Raw genomic sequence first — 17852 nt, 5'->3', positions numbered from 1 at the left:
CATTCACCCCCGAAATTTAATTTATTCATCATTTTCATTCCATAAGCTTAATAGCTTATTACTCATTTTTTTGTCATTTACACACAAAACATTGATTTCTGCTCTACCTAAGCACTTGCCTAAAGTCTCATTGGATATTCCTTCTATAAGAGGTATAACCCTTTTGATAGCTAATCTTCTAAATTTATCTTTAGTATTGGTAGCGCTCTCCTCTGACAAAATTATGAGGGTTCCTCTCCCGTGTGATAGTGCATCTTCACATTGATTGTAACCTTCAATAAGTTTGCCTGCCTTTTTAGTTAAACCCAAAAATTGAAAAAATTTATTGTTCATGATTTACCTCATCCTCGTAATTTATCTTATCCCTTAGTTTACCATAAATTTCTTCACTTATTTTTCCACCTAAGTTTCGCTCTAATCTTTTTGTTTTAAAAGATTTTTCAAAGCATTCTATATTCTTACAAACATATGCGCCTCTACCTGGCTTTTTTCCTGTTAAGTCTATAGAAATTTCGCCTTCTTTGCTATGAACTATGCGTAATAATTCTTTTTTGCATTTCATTTTCATACAACCTGTGCACATGCGCTGAGGTATTTTTTTTACTTTCATAAAGCTATCACCTACTCTTCAGTAATGGTTTCAATTACTTTATTTTCATTTTCAATATCTTCCATGTTATATTGGGCTTGTGTTCTACTTTTTATGTCAATTTTCCAACCTGTTAATCTCGCTGCCAATCTAACATTTTGACCTTCTTTTCCAATAGCTAATGATAATTGATTATCTTCCACTATAACTTTTGCAGATTTAGAAACTTCTTCAACTACTACATTCAATACTTTTGCAGGGCTTAGCGCATTTGAAATGTACTCTTCAGATTTCTTGCTCCACTTAATAATATCAATTTTTTCATTTCTTAATTCATTAACTATGTTTTGGACTCTGACACCTTTTGGCCCAACACAAGCTCCCATAGCATCAACATTCTCATCGTTTGAATATACCGCAATCTTAGTTCTTGATCCTGCTTCTCTTGAAATACTTTTTATTTCAACCACTCCACCAAAAACTTCTGGCACCTCTAATTCAAATAATCGTTTTACAAGACCTGGATGCGTTCTTGATACTCCTACTTGAGCACCTTTAGTAGTATTTTTAACCTCAACAATATATAGTTTCAACTTTTCATTAAAATTATATTCCTCGCCAGGCATTTGTTCATTAGCTCCAAGCACAGCTTCAATTTTACCTAAATCTATAAATACATTTCCTCTATCTTTTCTTATAACACTTCCTGTAATAATATCAAATTCTTTGGTTATAAATTCATTGTAAATTATATTTCTTTCAGCCTCTTTAATTCTTTGAATAACCACTTGTTTTGCAGCTTGTGCAGCTATTCTTCCAAATTTTCTTGGAGTAACTTCAATATCAACAGTATCATCAATTTGATATTTAGGGCTATATTCTTTAGCTCCTTCTAGTGATATTTCATTGGCATCCTCAAATACTTCTTCTACAACTGTTTTTTGACCATAAATATGTATTTCACCTGTTTCTCTATTCATTGACACTTTTACACTTTGGTTACTATTAGATAGAGTAGCAAAATTCTTCTTATATGCTGCAACTAATGCATCCTCAATAGTTTCAAAAAGTAAATCTTCACTGATTCCCTTTTGTTCTACAATTTCTCTCAATGCTTCAATAAATTCCTGATTCATTTTAACTTCCTCCTTACAGCACCGGTTTCAAACTCACAATGGAAATCTTTTCTTTCGGAATAGATATATTATTCCCATCATATTCAATTTCTATTTGCACATCCGAAAATCCTAATAAATTGCCTTCAATTTTTTTTGTTCCCTCATATAGACTATTTAAATTAATTAATACGTTTTGGCCTATATATTTTTTCAGATGATTGTCATCATATAAAATTCTCTCAATTCCTGGAGAGGAGACTTCTAAACAGTAACTATCAGTTATCAGATCTTCTACATCTAATATTTCACTTACAGCTCTACTTGTTTTTTCACAATCTTCTAAAGATATCCCATTAGAACTATCTATATAAATCCTCAAGAAATTTTCTCCTGATTCTTTTACATACTCCAAATGATATAATTCGCAATTATTTTTTTCTGCTATTGGTTGAATTATTTTTCTAAGTTTTTGCAACAAGGCATTTTTCATTTTAACACCCTCCTTTTATAAAAATTTTCTACAATTATTACATAATTAATCGTAATATTATAATTAAAACGCAACCATGAGTTGCGTTTCAATAAATAGAGAGTAGGACGAGCCTACTCTCTTGAAATAAAATTACCAACGGTAACTAATATATATTATTCTATCATATAAAATTTGCTATTTCAAGGGTTAATTGCATTTAGCTAAAAAAACGACAACTGATTTGTATCAGGTAGTTCTTTTAAACACCCATGATTATCTAAGGATTCAATAACTGTTTTGGAGACCTTGCAGCGAATTCTCAAATCTTCTTTAGATATAAACTCCCCCTCAGGTCTTTCCAAAACTATGCTTTTAGCGGCATTTTCACCTACACCTTCAAGCCCGCTTAGTGGAGGTCTTATTGCGTCATCTTCAATTATAAATTTAACTGCCTCAGACTTATAAAGATCTACATTTAATAATTTTATCCCTCTTTTATACATTTCAAAAGATAACTCCAGCGCTGTAAGAAGTCCTTTTTCTTTCATACCTATGTCCTTACCTAGAGCTGTTAGTTCATCCATTTTAGCACTTATAGCGCTCTCACCTTTTACAATCAAATTAGCATCAAAGTCATCTGCTCTTATAGTAAAGAAAGTAGCATAGTATTCCTTTGGGTAATAAACCTTATAATATGCTATTCTTACCGCCATCATTACATATGCAACTGCATGCCCTTTAGGAAACATGTACTTTATCTTTTTACATGACCCTATATACCAATCTGGCACGTCATGCTCTCTCATTACTTTCTCATCGTCTTCCGTAAGACCTTTACCTTTTCGTACTTTCTCCATGATAGTAAAAGCAGTCTTAGGTTCAAGATTTTTCTGCATTAGATAAACCATTATATCATCTCTTGTAGAAATACAATCTTTAAGTGTAGTAAATCCTTCTTTAATATAATATTGTGCATTATTAATCCATACGTCAGTACCATGAGAGAGTCCAGAAATTCTAACCAAGTCTGAAAAAGATTTAGGCTGTGTATCTAAAAGCATTTGTCTAACAAATTTTGTACCAAATTCTGGAACACCGTAACTTCCTACTTCACAGCCCAACTCTTTAATGGTGAGCCCCAGTGCCGCAGGAGATGTAAATAAACTTATTACACTCGGATCTGATAGTGGAATAGTTATAGGGTCGAGTCCAGTTAAATCTTGAAGCATTTTAAGCATTGTAGGATCATCATGTCCAAGAATATCCAGTTTCAATAGCCTTCCACTTATGGAATGATAATCAAAATGTGTTGTAATAATATCTGAATTTGGATCGTCAGCAGGGTGTTGTACTGGGCAAAAATTATGTATATCATTGTCACTTGGAACAACCATTATTCCACCTGGATGTTGCCCTGATGTTCTCTTAACTCCAGTACACCCTAGCACAAGTCGTTCTATTTCAGCTTGAGGGACCATAACGTTTTTTTCTCCTAAATATTTTTTCACATAACCATAAGCAGTTTTGTCAGCAATTGTTCCAATTGTTCCAGCCTTAAAGGTATGCCCCTTTCCAAACAACACCTCTGTATACCTATGTATATCTGCTTGATTTTCACCTGAGAAATTCAAATCTATATCTGGTTCTTTATCTCCTTCAAACCCTAAAAAAGTTTCAAATGGAATATCATGACCATCTTTTTTATATAGTGCACCACAATTTGGGCACTCTTTATCAGGTAAATCAGCACCCGAACCAATAGATCCATCTAAAAAAAATTCGCTCTTTTTACAATCAGGACATACATAATGAGGTGGAAGCCCATTTACTTCTGTTATATTAGACATATTAGCTGCAAAAGAAGATCCAACTGAGCCTCTCGACCCTACTAAATAACCGTCAGCAAGTGATTTTGCTACTAATTTTTCAGCTATTAAGTAAAGTACAGCATATCCATTATTTATAATAGAATTTAATTCCTTCTCCAATCTTTTTTCAACTACCTCTGGTAAGGGATCTCCATATATTGAATGAACTTTATCTGATGTCATCTTGCGGATGTCCTCTTCTGCACCTTCTATTTTAGGGGTATAAGTTCCATCTGGTATTGGTTTTATAACTTCTACCATTTCAGCAATTTTATTAGGATTACCAATTACAACTTCTCTGCATTTTTTTTCACCTAGATATGAAAATTCTTTTAACATTTCATTAGTAGTTTTAAAATATAGTGGCGGTTGATCATCTGCATCTGAAAAACCTTTGCCAGCCATTAAAATTTTTCTAAAAACTTCATCAGAAGCTTCTAAAAAATGTACATCACCTGTAGCAACTACAGGCAAATTATTTTTTTCTCCTATAGCACATATTTTTCTATTAATATCCATTAATTCACTTTCATCTTTTACTGTGCCATTTTTAATCATGAATTTATTATTTAGTAGAGGTTGTATTTCTAAATAATCATAGAACTTCACAATCTTCCTAATATCTTCTTCCGATTTTCCATGTAGAACTTCCTTATACACTTGCCCAGCTTCGCAGGCTGATCCTACTATAAGACCATCTCTATACTTCTCAATTAAGGTTTTAGGAAGCCTAGGTCTTCTATGAAAATGTTCTAAATTTGAAGCTGAAATAAGCTTGTAAAGATTTTTAAGACCTACTTGGTTTTTTGCCAAAATAATCACATGATAAGTATTTGCCTTTTTTATATTAAAGTCACCTAAAAACTCTTTGTTTAAAGTATCTAAGTCAAAAATGTTATTTTCTTTAAGTAAACCAAAACAATGTAATAATATTTGTGCTGTGGCTTTAGCATCGTCTACAGCTCTATGATGGTTCTCCAGGGAGATGCCCAAATGCTTAGCTACTACATTTAGCTTAAATGTTTTAAGGTCTGGAAGTAAATATTTAGCTAAAGGAATTGTATCCATAATTGCATTTTCAAACTTCAAATTCAACCTCTCTGAATTTTTTTTGATAAAAGATGTATCGAAGTCAGCATTATGGGCTACCACTACGCTACCACATGTAAACTGTAAAAAATTAGGAAGCACTTCTTCAATAGAAGCAGAGCCTGCAACCATATCATTTGTAATCCCAGTTAGTTCAGTAATTTTATAAGGTATGTCTATCCCCGGATTTACAAATTCATTAAATTTATCTACTATTTTCCCATTTTCAACTTTAACTGCACCAATTTCAGTAATCCTATCATTTTCACTAGAAAGCCCTGTTGTTTCTAAATCAAAAACTACAAAACAATCATCTATATTTTCATTTTTACTATTAATAACAATTGGTACTCCATCGTCTACTAAATAGCCCTCTACACCATATATAACCTTTATTTTATTCTTTTTAGCTGCATCCATAGCTTCTGGAAAAGCTTGCACCACGCCATGGTCAGTTATCGCTACTGCGCAGTGCCCCCATTTAGCCGCTCTTTCTACGAGTTTAGCCGCAGGGCTTATCCCATCCATTGCACTCATTTGTGTATGCAAATGAAGTTCAACCCTTTTCTCCTGCGCAGTATCCATTCTTTCTATTTTCTTAAGTTTAATTATATCCCTAGCCATTACAACAACTTCTTTTGCGTAGGTATCATAACTTGCTTCTCCTCGCACCTTACAGAAAAGTCCCACTTTAATTTCGTCCATTATCTTTTCTACATCTTTAGGCTTTGGAAAACATTTCACTGTAATTGAACTTGAATAATCTGTAATATAGAATGTAATGATTATTCTACCCGTTTTTGTTTCAATTATTTTAATTTTAAAGATATCTCCACAGACACAGACTATTCCTGAAGCTTCATCTATCTCTTCTATCGCTATGGTCTCACTTTTTATATTTCTTCCCATTATAGTGTTTGCATCCGCTGCTTCATCTTTTCTGTAGCCCGGTTTGCTAAATTTACTTGTTTTATCATTATTTTGATTATTACTTTGAGGTTTGTCCTTCTTTTCTATATTAATATTTTTAATAATTTCTTTTATAATAACTTCATTTTCTTTTTCCTTTTTACCAAAATAATCTTCCTTAGAAAGTTTACTGTTATGTTCCAATTTCACTAATGAACTAACCCCAAACATATCATTTATAGTATCTTTTATAAGAATTTCTATGTTCTTATCTCTTAAAATTTTGCACATAAAATCATTTCCACACTGGATTTTTAGAGTGCCGTTTTCAATTATTCTAGAAGATTTAAGTAAACTATCCTTACTTGACGGCTGCGAGGTAGCTATTACATTTACAACATCTACCCAAAACTTATCTTTTATATCTTCTATAGTGGCATTTGACACATCTTTGTAGCAAATTAACTGTATATCCTCAAAACTACCTACTCGTTTTGAAATAATATTTTTGATTAGTAGCTTTTTATTATCATCTATATCCTCTAAAGATTTGATTAGCACCCTTAATTTATTGCTTTTTTTAAGGTATTGAACTCTCAATACCTTAATATCATCTGCTAATGTTTCTTCATTTAAATTAAAATCATTTTTCAGAATTTCAGCTAAATTTACATTCATTAATATTCCTCCTGATAAGACATTTTAGGCACATGAAATCATCTCCTGGGTCGCTGCAACATCTTCGTGGAATATGCATTAACGACTTCACAATGAAATTTATACTCCAACTTAAGTTTTCTATTTGTTAGGGTAAGTAACCCCTACTTATAGAAGTGGGAGACTTTCCTTCTGAAATGTCGTTAAAATAAATTTGAATGCGCCTATAATTTATCTATCTCGCGAATAAGTTCTTCCACTAAATCTTCTTCTTTAACGGTTTTAATTATTTCACCTTTTTTAAATATGAGACCAACTCCGTTACCTCCAGCTATGCCAATATCAGCTTCTCTTGCTTCACCGGGGCCATTAACTATACATCCCATTATTGCAATCTTTATGTTCTTATTGCAACATTCTAATCTTTTTTCTACTTCATTTGCAATTTTAATAAGATTAATTTGAGTTCTACCACATGTTGGGCATGATACAAATTTAATTCCATCATCTATATACCCTAAGGATTTCAGGATTTCTATGCCGACTTTAACCTCGTCTACTACATCCCCCGTTAGTGACACCCTTATAGTATCTCCAATCCCCTCAGCTAAAAGCGCCCCAATACCTATACTTGATTTTATTGTCCCTCTCCATGTAGTTCCAGCCTCAGTAACACCGAGGTGTAGCGGATAATCTACTTTACCTGATAATAATTTGTAACTTTCAATCATCATGACCACATCTGACGATTTTATAGAAATAACTATGTCATAAAAATTAAAACTTTCAAGTATTTTAACATGTCTTAACGCACTTTCAACTAGTGCCTGCGCGCATACATGACCATACTTTTCAATAATATCTTTTTCTAGTGATCCTGAATTCACACCAATTCTAATGGGAATGCCTTTCTCTTTAGCTGCTTCTGCGACTAATTTTATTTTATCGCGGCTTCCAATATTACCTGGATTAATTCTTAATTTGGATATCCCGTTCTCAATAGATTTTAAAGCTAGCCTATAGTCAAAATGAATATCTGCCACAAGTGGTATGTGAATTCTTTTCACTATGTTCTTAACAGCCTCAGCCGCTTGCATATCTGGGACCGCGCATCTTACAATGTCACACCCTACCTTTTCTAGCTGAAGAATTTGATTTACTGTAGCTTCTACATCCCTTGTGTCTGTATTGGTCATTGACTGTACTGCTATCAATGAATCTCCACCTATATATACATTTCCAACTCTAATCTTCTTCGTTTTACGCTCCCTCATAGTCTTCATCTCCTAGAATTTTAGCGGACTAACTATATCCTTAATAACTACTAACACCATAAATGCCATTAAAAACATAAATCCAATGTAATTTATAGTTGCAACTTTATTATCATCTAATTTTTTACCTGATATTATTTCAAATAACAACATAAAAATCCATCCTCCATCTAGTGCTGGAAAAGGTATTATATTGAATATTCCTAATTGTACACTCATTAATGCAGTAAAATACATTAAGGTTGTAATTCCAGCTTGTGCCGCTTTTCCAGAAAATCTTATTATGCTTATCGGTCCTCCAACATCATTTGCTGAAACTTTCCCGTGGAATACGTTACCGAAAAATTCAAAAATTTGTTTTACAGTATTACCAATTTGATCAAATCCATAACCCACAGCTTTGCCAGGGTTCATTTTTTTCTCAACCATAGAAGGAGAGACTCCTACAAAAAATAATTTTTCTTTCTCGCTCTTAATGGGTTTAAGGGTGATTTTTTCCACTTTTGAATTTCTGACTATTTCAATATCCATACTTTCACCTTTAGAAACAAAAATCTCATTTTGAACTTGATCCCATCTATCTATTTTAGTCTTATTAATCTTAGTAATTTCATCTCCAACTTGTATCCCAGCTTTCACAGCTGGACTATTTGGTACCAACTCCCCAATTATTGGTAATATATATCCTTTAGACGCCCCTACCATAGCAAATAAAACTACTGCCAATATTAAATTCATAATTGCTCCAGCAGAAACTATGCTTAGTTTTTGACCCGGGGTTTTATTTGTGAAAGATCTCGGATCATTACTTTCTCCATCTTCCCCTTCCATTTTAACATATCCTCCAATAGGAAATGCTTTAATCAAATACTCCGTTTCTTTCCCTTTAATTCCAAATATTTTCGGTCCCATCCCTAAAGAAAATTCACTTACTTTTACTCCATTTAGCTTGCATAGAGTAAAATGGCCTAATTCATGTATTATAATCAAAAGACTAAATGCTAATATAGCCATAATAAAGTATGGTATGTTTGCTATAATATTACTCATAATAATTTTCCTCCCTACTCTTTATCATAATAATTTCTTACATATTCTCTTACCTTTAAGTCAACTTCTAAAATTTCTTCTAAATCTGGATTAATATTATGCTCAAATTTATTCATGCATTTTTCTATAATATCTTCTATTATAAGATACTTAATTTTATAATCCAAAAATAATTCAACAGCTACTTCATTAGCAGCATTCATAATAGCAGGCATATTTCCACCCATTTTACCTGCTTTATATGCTAATTTAAGACATTTGAACGTATCCATATCTGGTTTTTCAAAAGTTAAATTGCCCATATTATAAAAGTCTAATTTATCGATAACAGCATTATTTCTTTCAGGATAGTTTATAGCATATTGAATAGGAAGTCTCATGTCAGCAGAACTCATTTGTGCTATTACACTTGCATCCATGTATTCTACCATAGAATGTATTATACTTTGAGGATGAACTACCACTTGTATATTTTCGTAATCTACCCCAAATAACCAGTGTGCCTCTATAACCTCTAGGCCTTTATTCATAAGTGTTGAGGAGTCAATAGATATTTTTCTACCCATTTCCCATTTAGGATGTTTAAGCGCCTCTTCCGGTTTTATTTCTATTAATTGTTGCTTATTTTTGCCTCTAAACGGACCACCTGATGCGGTTATTATTATTTTGTTAACAGATTCCGACTTATTACCCTGTAGACATTGAAAAATAGCACCATGTTCTGAATCAACTGGTAAAATATTGACATGATTTTTTTTAGCAGCCTCCATTACTAGTCCCCCTGCTGCAACTAGTGTCTCTTTATTAGCTAAGGCAATATCTTTACCAGCATTAATTGCTTTCATGGTGGGAACTAAGCCTATCATACCTACAACTGCGGTTACTACAATATTAACTTCGGGTAGTGTACTTATATAATTTAGTCCTTCCAGTCCCTGCAATATTTTTGTTGAATATTTTTTTAGCATGCAATGCTTTTTAAGTTTTAATGAAGCCGCCTCGTCCATCATGGTAACATATTTAGGCTTAAATTCTTCTATGATGGGTATAATCTTCTCATAATTGGTGTTAGCAGAAATTCCCACAATAGTGAAATTATCAATATCATTTCGAATAACATCTAAAGTTTGAGTTCCTATCGACCCAGTAACTCCTAAAATAGTAATCTTCTTCATGTAACTCTCTCCATTCACGTAATTCTGTTATTTATACTTCAAAATCTTATTTTTTCCTTTAATTTCACACTTATAAATTTACCTGTTTTCTTTTAGCAAGCAATTCTTCTACAGCATATAATATAACATATTTATGTTCTAAAATAAAGTAACTAGTAATATTTACAAATATATGGGTAATTATTTCACATATATTATATAGTGCTCCTTTTTATTATATTCATTAATCAACGCGGATATTAATATAAAATATAACCCAATTATTATTTTAAAATTTTACGTAATAATAAAATCATACATTGCCAGTAATGCCAATTTACAACTAATTGTTTATTTGCATTCTGTTCAATATATGATTTTATTAATCACTAAAGTATATTAAATCATCTCCTACGGAGGTGCACTATTAATTTCTTGTACCTTTAGTATATATGAATTTAAATTACTAATATAAATGTAATATAATAAAATGCTACCACAGACACAAATAGAATACTATCAAACCGATCTAAAACTCCACCATGTCCTGGAATAAGGCTACTGTAATCTTTGGCTCCTACAAATCTTTTTATAGATGACGCAATTAAATCTCCAAGTTGTCCAAAACTGCCACAAAGAACACCAATTATAGCGTAATGATATAATTGAATAGGTACACCATATTTTGAAATAACATAGCCATAAATTGTACACCCTATAGTGCTGCCTAAAAGACCTCCTATTGAGCCCTCAATTGTTTTATTAGGGCTAACTTTAGGGCAGAGCTTATGTTTGCCACCTTTGCCTAAAAATCTTCCACAATAATAGGCTGACGTATCACAGACCCACGAGCAAATAAATATAATCCAAACTAAATATTGACCGTAGGTTTTATTGTTTATAAACACTATAAAACTAAAAAATACTGCCACATATAAAAATCCAAATATAGTGAGAGCCACATCAACAAAATTATACTTTGTATAAATCACCGGAATACATAATAGTAAAAGAATTGTTACTATTAAAATATATACATTAAAACTTGCTGGAAAATCCTTGCTCATTTTCAAGTAATATACTATACATAAAATATATCCTATAATTCCAATTGGCTTATAGTGTTTTTTTCTAGAAACTTTATAGAACTCATACATTCCAAAAAGTGAAAGTACCATTACACTATATTTTAAGTACTCTCCACCTAAAATTAAAAATATTATTAACGGAGCTAACATCAGTGCTCCTATATATCTATTATTCATAATTTTCTCCTCTATTTAACCTTTCCAAATCTTCTGTCTCTTTTTTGATAATTTAATATTGCACATTTCAATTGCTTCTCATGAAAATCTGGCCAATTAATATCCGAAAACCAAAGTTCTGAGTATGCACTCTGCCATAGTAAAAAATTACTTAATCTTAACTCCCCACTAGGTCTTATTATAAGGTCTGGGTCGGGCATTCCTTTTGTATACAAATACTTTGAAAATAAACCCTCAGTTATTTCATCTTCATATATTTTTTTATTCGTCAAATCTAAACAAATTTCTTTTACAGCATCTACTATTTCGTTTCTTCCTCCATAATTTAAAGCTAGATTTAAAATTAACCCCTTATTATTCTTTGTCCTTTCATAAGCAGAGTTTAATTCTGTTATGCAAATCTGTGGTAATTTTGATATGTTACCAATAGAATTGATAACAACATCATTGGCGTTCAATTCCTCGAACTCATTTTTTAAATATTCTACTAATAATTTCATTAGAGCGTCCACTTCTTGTAAAGGTCTATTCCAATTTTCAGTTGAAAATGCGTATAATGTTAAATATTTAACCCCTAATTTGTTGCACTCTTTTACAATTCTTCTTATTGCTTCTACTCCAGCCTTATGTCCAAGTGCTCTCGGCAAATTACGCTCCTTAGCCCATCTACCATTCCCATCCATTATAATTGCAATATGTTCAGGTATTCTCGACATGTCTAACTCAATATTATTACTTGTACTTTTATTTTTTTTAAAAAAAGCGAATAATGTTTTCAATAAAATTCCCTCCTTTTTATTAGTTATATTATAATCTTAAATAGAACCTGCATAACTGCAGGTTCTATTTAAAATTATATATTAAACGGCCATTACTTCTTTTTCTTTAACCTCTATTAATGTATCTATTTCTTTAATAAATTTATCTGTTTCTTTTTGGATGATATCTTCTGATTTTTTAGCTTCATCCTCAGTAATTTCGGTGTTTTTTTTCAAAGCCTTAATCTTATCATTAGCATCTCGCCTAATAGATCTAATAGCTACTTTAGCATCTTCCCCTGTTTTCTTTACAGTTTTAATTAAAACTTTTCTTGTTTCTTCTGTAAGTTCAGGAATAATTAATCTAATTGCTGATCCATCACTTGATGGGTTTAATCCTAAATCGGATTTCAATATAGCTCTTTCTATATCTTTCATAGAAGATTTATCCCATGGCTGGATAAGTAATACTCTAGGTTCCGGTGCTGAAATGTTTGCTATTTGATTTAATGGCATAAGACTTCCATAACATTCAACATGAATCCTATCTAGCATTGTAGCATTCGCTCTCCCTGCTTTCATACCTGAAATCTCATGTTTAAAAACAGCAATAGTTTTATTCATTTTTTCATCAGCAATACTAATAATTTGTTTAATCATAGAATTCCCTCCATTTTATATTGATTCTATAGTACAATCTGATACTAAAGTACCAATTTCTTCTCCTAAAATTGCTCTTTTTATATTTTCAGGATTATCTAGTCCAAAAACTAATATAGGTATATTATTGTCCATACATAATGATGTAGCCGTAGAATCCATAACTTGTAGACCTCTTTCAAGAACATTAAGATATGTAAGATTATCAAACTTCTTCGCATCATTATATTTATGAGGATCCTTATCGTAAACTCCATCTACTTTTTTAGCAAGCAAAATTACTTCAGCTTCTATTTCTGCCGCCCTAAGTGCCGCTGTTGTATCTGTTGAAAAATATGGATTACCTGTACCAGCTGCGAATATAACAACTCTACCTTTTTCTAAATGCCTCATAGCTCTTCTTCTTATAAATGGTTCTGCTACCGCCTTCATTTCAATGGCAGTTTGTACTCTAGTATTTACGCCTATATTCTCCAAAGAGTCTTGAAGCGCTAATGCATTAATGCAAGTTGCCATCATTCCCATATAATCCGCAGTAGTCCTGTCCATGCCTTCACCACTTCTACCACGCCATATGTTTCCGCCTCCAACAACTATGCCTATCTCAACACCTAACTCAACCAATTCTTTTATTTGAAGTGCTATCTCATTTGTAATTTCAAAGTCTATTCCAAATCCTTTTTCACCAGCTAAAGCTTCTCCTGAAATCTTTAACATAACTCTTTTATATTTAGCAACCTCCATAAACATTATACCTCCAATTTATAGTATTACTTATTTTAAAAAAGAGAACACGTAGTGTTCTCTTTAATTGTTATTTACCCTGTACTTGTCTTTGAACTTCTTCAGCAAAGTTTTCTTCCTTCTTTTCTATGCCTTCTCCTCTTTCAAATCTCACATATCTTGTTATAGTTATGTCAGCACCAAGTTTTTTAGATTCTTCTTGAAGATATTTTTTAATAGTATAGTCAGCATTTTTAACCCAAACTTGTTCAAGCAAGCAAACTTCTTTATAATATTTATTTACTCTACCCATAACCATTTTTTCAATGATTTTTTCTGGTTTTCCTTCGTTTATTGCTTGTACTCTGTATATTTCTTTTTCTTTTTCTAAAGTTTCACTATCAACACAAGTGTTATCTAAGAATAAAGGACTAGTAGCTGCAATTTGCATTGCAACATCTTTAGCAATCGCAATTAATACATCATCTTGTTTTGCGCAAGCAAGTTCTACTAAAACACCTATTCTTCCGCCACCGTGAATATAGCTTTGAACTATACCATTTTCAATAGAAAACTTTTGAAATCTTCTTACAGACATGTTCTCGCCCAATTTTGCTATTAAAGCTGTTACCGCATCCGTAACATTAATTGCTTCATCAGCTATGTATTTTTCAGAAACTAATTCATCAATAGTAGTTGAAGTAGTTTGCACTGCTTGCATTGTTATGTTTTTCGCTAAAGTAACAAAATCTTCATTATCAGCAACAAAATCCGTTTCACAATTAACCTCTACAACAGATCCAACTTTCATGTCATCTGAAATAAATGAGTTTACTAATCCTTCTGCAGCTATTCTTCCAGATTTTTTTGCAGCTGCTGCTAAACCTTTTTCTCTTAAAAGTTCAACCGCTTTTTCTATGTCACCCTCTGTTTCACTTAGAGCCCTTTTACAATCCATCATACCGGCTCCAGTTTTTTCTCTTAACTCTTTAACCATACTTGCACTAATCATTATTATTTCCTCCTATTCCTATCTAATTTAAAAGGTAAATGAAAGAATTAACTTTCACCTACCCCCCAACTGTTATATCAATAATTATATTATTAGATAAATATAGTTACTATTATTCAGCTAATTGTTCACCTTGTCTGCCTTCTATAATAGCATCAGCTAATCTTTCAGTTATTAATTTAACTGCTCTTATAGCATCATCATTACCTGGAATTACATAATCAACTTCATCTGGATCACAGTTTGTGTCAACTATTGCAACTACAGGAATTCCAAGAATTTTAGCTTCAGAAATCGCATTCTTTTCTTTTCTTGGATCTACAACAAATAGAGCTCCAATTTTATTTGCATCCATGCTTCTTATTCCGCCTAAATTCTTTTCTAGTTTTTCTCTTTCATTTAGAAGGTGACTAACTTCTTTTTTTGGAAGAACTTCAAATATTCCGTCTTCTTCCATTTTAAATAATTCTTCTAATCTTTGTATTCTTGTTTTAATTGTTTTAAAGTTTGTTAACATTCCACCTAACCATCTATTGTTTACAAAATGCATTCCTGCTCTTACTGATTCAAATTTAATAGCTTCTTGAGCTTGTTTTTTTGTTCCTACAAATAGAACATCCTTACCTTCTTCAGATACAGATTTTATGAAATCATATGCCTCATCTATTTTTCTAACTGTTTTTTGTAAATCGATAATGTATATACCATTTCTTTCTGTAAATATGTATGGTGCCATTTTAGGATTCCATCTTCTAGTTTGATGTCCGAAGTGAACACCTGCCTCTAATAATTGTTTCATTGAAATAACTGCCATTAATAATAACCTCCTTGGTTTTTACCTCCATCACCATCATCTTATTGAAGTCCAAATATCGGAACCCTTCCATAATCAAGCAATGTGTGTATTTTCTTACCTACATAGTATATCACAATGTGATAATGTATTCAATATTTTTTTTAATAAAATTGAAATATGTAGATTGCAATATAAAATGTCCGAAATTTTCAAGAAAAATATAATGTTAAGTTGTAATGGTTTTCCGTTCCATCATATTAGCAGATAGACCGTTAAAAATCCTTCTTGGATAATTGTTGATCCAGTGCTGTATTTGCATAATTTGTTTTTTAGAGAATGCTGAAATATCCACACCTTTTGGGATAAATCGTCGTATCATTTTATTGATATTCTCGTTTGTGCCTCGTTCCCATGAACTATATGGATGGGCATAATATACTTTAGTTCTCTTTTGTTTATTCCTTACTGAGGTCTCAATACCCTCGAAATCAAGGTTCTCACAGCCGTTATCACAGGTGATTGTTTTAAATGTTTTTGAGAATGCCATTCCCATTTTACGCTCCAATTTGTCCAATTCCTTCACAACAGCGACCTGTGATTTAGAAGGTATTTTAAAGATTAACTCCTTGCGAGTTACTCTTTCGCTTAACACCATTAATACAGTCTTTGTACCCTGCTTTCCTACTACGGTGTCCATTTCCCAGTGCCCTATCTCATCACGTGCAGCTACCGCTGTAGGTCTTTCTGATATGCTTGTCCCTTTGGTATTGTTATACGCCGGCCTTATTTTTTTATAGTTTCTCTTTTTGGCATTCTTTTTAACAGGCAGATCTTTGTTACTTATGTTTAAGAATAAATTATTATCCAAATAGTTATACACAGTTTTGAAGCAAATAGTTGTTTCGAATTGTAGATCTTTATTTGTTATATTTTGAATAGCTGCATACGGAGATTCGCCATATTTACCAATGGCTTTTTCTAAGTACTTCACCAATTTGTGATCTTTCCCTATTTTCAATGCAGGCCCTTTTGCTGTGCCTTGTCTGTCATGTTCTGACTGCCCAATTTCTGCGCTATATTCCATTCGAGTGGTTAAATCACTATTCAATAATTCTACTATTCCTTTAGCAATTTCACGCCTTATTGTACGCTCTGAACGTCCACCTATTTGCTCCGCAATACAGCTTGAATTTAGCCCCATTTTGTATAATGTCTCTATCTTTATACGATCCTCATATGTTAGGTGTTTACCTTTTTTGTTCTCTGTGATAAAATTTGATTGACTCATTTGAAATCCTCCTGTACTTGTGTTGGTTTAGTCACTTAACATTGTACAAGATTTTTTCTCTTGAGTCTTTATTTTTTGTTCTATGGTCATTTCATTTTACAACTTACCATAAAATTGAAATACTTGTTTCATATGTATTTATATTTTAATAATTAAAAACAATTTAAGGCAGAACAAAATTGCTCTGCCTTAAATTATTTTATTTTTTTAAGCTCGTCAATTAGCTTCTCATTTAATATTTTGATATGAGTACCCTTCATTCCAAGTGATCTTGATTCTATTACTCCTGCACTTTCAAATTTTCTGAGTGCATTCACAATAACAGATCTAGTTATTCCAACTTTGTCTGCTATTCTAGATGCTACTAACAATCCTTCAATTCCGTCTAATTCATTGAAAATATGTTGTACAGCTTCTAGTTCAGAATAAGATAGTGTTCCAATAGCAAGTTGCACTACTGCTTTTTTCCTTTCTTCTTCTTCTATCAAATCATTTTTAGCTCTCAAAATCTCAAGTCCAACTATAGTAGCACTATATTCAACTAAAACTAAATCATCATCTGTAAACTCTTTATCAAATCTTGCAAGTAAAAGAGTACCTAATCTCTCTCTGTTACCATTTATCGGTACTATAGTGGATAATTTATTTTCTATTGAGCATTCCCTATCATCTTGGAATACACAAATATTTTTATTCGTAAGATTAGCCCTTGTTTCGTTGACATTAAGCAAACTGTTATTGTAATTTTCCGGAAATCTCATATTTTTTATAATTTCATCCTTTACGATTTCACATTCAAATCCGCTTGATAAATTATAACCCAATATTTTTCCTTTTCTGCTAATAATATATACATTACATTGCAATACATCGCTTAGCAAATTACAAATATCATCAAAAACTACTGGCTCCGTTCCTGATTTTTGCAATATTTTATTTAACATTCTTGTTTTAGCTAATAGTGACACAATATTCCTCCTCATTTATGTTATAAAACACAATCTATATTATTTAATCCAATTCATAAATCTATCTTGCTTTAGCATAAGCAAAATTCAAAATATTTCAAATTTTTAGAATCGTTCCTTGTCCACTTAATACTATCACAACATTCATGCTATATCAACAGTGTTTTTTAAATTTCGACATTATATTTATTAAATTCTAGTA

General features: G+C 31.9%; 16 protein-coding genes. All 16 read right to left on the bottom strand.

Translation table 11 applies throughout. The features are described 5' to 3' along the window. Positions 1–21: 21 nt before the first annotated feature. Entirely contained in the window at positions 22–336 is a 315-nt protein-coding gene (locus ACWJKP_RS09495; protein WP_187351404.1) for a ribosomal L7Ae/L30e/S12e/Gadd45 family protein, read from the bottom strand. Next, complete coding sequence (gene rnpM / locus ACWJKP_RS09490) at positions 323–610, bottom strand: RNase P modulator RnpM (RefSeq protein WP_165412176.1); 288 nt, start codon at positions 608–610, stop codon at positions 323–325. The genes ACWJKP_RS09495 and rnpM overlap by 14 nt, the downstream gene beginning before the upstream one ends. A gap of 11 nt (positions 611–621) precedes the next feature. After that, on the bottom strand, positions 622–1725 hold the full coding sequence (gene nusA, locus ACWJKP_RS09485; protein ID WP_165412175.1) for a transcription termination factor NusA: 1104 nt from the start codon (positions 1723–1725) through the stop codon (positions 622–624). A gap of 13 nt (positions 1726–1738) precedes the next feature. Then, positions 1739–2197, bottom strand: a complete 459-nt coding sequence (rimP, locus tag ACWJKP_RS09480; RefSeq protein WP_165412174.1) for a ribosome maturation factor RimP — start codon at positions 2195–2197, stop codon at positions 1739–1741. Positions 2198–2400: 203 nt separating this feature from the next. Next, positions 2401–6723: a PolC-type DNA polymerase III gene (locus ACWJKP_RS09475; RefSeq protein ID WP_165412173.1), complete on the bottom strand. Its 4323-nt coding sequence runs from the start codon at positions 6721–6723 to the stop codon at positions 2401–2403. A 203-nt stretch (positions 6724–6926) separates the two neighbouring features. Continuing rightward, a complete protein-coding gene (ispG, locus tag ACWJKP_RS09470; protein ID WP_165412172.1) occupies positions 6927–7976 on the bottom strand; it encodes a flavodoxin-dependent (E)-4-hydroxy-3-methylbut-2-enyl-diphosphate synthase in 1050 nt (349 codons plus the stop codon). Between the two features lie 12 nt (positions 7977–7988). Further along, on the bottom strand, positions 7989–9026 hold the full coding sequence (gene rseP, locus ACWJKP_RS09465; RefSeq protein WP_462961653.1) for an RIP metalloprotease RseP: 1038 nt from the start codon (positions 9024–9026) through the stop codon (positions 7989–7991). Positions 9027–9040: 14 nt separating this feature from the next. Next, positions 9041–10201 (bottom strand): 1-deoxy-D-xylulose-5-phosphate reductoisomerase, encoded by a 1161-nt coding sequence (dxr, locus tag ACWJKP_RS09460; protein WP_165412170.1) that lies wholly within the window; start codon positions 10199–10201, stop codon positions 9041–9043. Between the two features lie 437 nt (positions 10202–10638). Then, the gene (locus tag ACWJKP_RS09455) at positions 10639–11445 is read right to left on the bottom strand and encodes a phosphatidate cytidylyltransferase (protein WP_165412169.1); all 807 of its coding nucleotides are present in this window, start codon (positions 11443–11445) and stop codon (positions 10639–10641) included. 11 nt (positions 11446–11456) lie between these two features. Continuing rightward, the gene (locus tag ACWJKP_RS09450) at positions 11457–12161 is read right to left on the bottom strand and encodes an isoprenyl transferase (protein ID WP_263492475.1); all 705 of its coding nucleotides are present in this window, start codon (positions 12159–12161) and stop codon (positions 11457–11459) included. A 144-nt stretch (positions 12162–12305) separates the two neighbouring features. Next, a complete protein-coding gene (gene frr / locus ACWJKP_RS09445; RefSeq protein WP_165412167.1) occupies positions 12306–12863 on the bottom strand; it encodes a ribosome recycling factor in 558 nt (185 codons plus the stop codon). 15 nt (positions 12864–12878) lie between these two features. Then, complete coding sequence (gene pyrH / locus ACWJKP_RS09440; RefSeq protein ID WP_165412166.1) at positions 12879–13607, bottom strand: UMP kinase; 729 nt, start codon at positions 13605–13607, stop codon at positions 12879–12881. Between the two features lie 70 nt (positions 13608–13677). Next, complete coding sequence (gene tsf / locus ACWJKP_RS09435; protein WP_165412165.1) at positions 13678–14598, bottom strand: translation elongation factor Ts; 921 nt, start codon at positions 14596–14598, stop codon at positions 13678–13680. A 112-nt stretch (positions 14599–14710) separates the two neighbouring features. After that, positions 14711–15412, bottom strand: a complete 702-nt coding sequence (gene rpsB / locus ACWJKP_RS09430) for a 30S ribosomal protein S2 (RefSeq protein WP_165412164.1) — start codon at positions 15410–15412, stop codon at positions 14711–14713. Between the two features lie 208 nt (positions 15413–15620). Then, on the bottom strand, positions 15621–16682 hold the full coding sequence (locus ACWJKP_RS09425) for an IS30 family transposase (protein WP_224578705.1): 1062 nt from the start codon (positions 16680–16682) through the stop codon (positions 15621–15623). A 194-nt stretch (positions 16683–16876) separates the two neighbouring features. Then, a complete protein-coding gene (codY, locus tag ACWJKP_RS09420; RefSeq protein WP_165414693.1) occupies positions 16877–17653 on the bottom strand; it encodes a GTP-sensing pleiotropic transcriptional regulator CodY in 777 nt (258 codons plus the stop codon). Between the last annotated feature and the right edge of the window lie 199 nt (positions 17654–17852).

This window comes from Clostridium sp. CM037 (assembly GCF_055081095.1).
The sequence above is the reverse complement of the archived record's forward strand: the minus strand, read 5'-3'. Positions and strand labels throughout refer to the sequence as shown.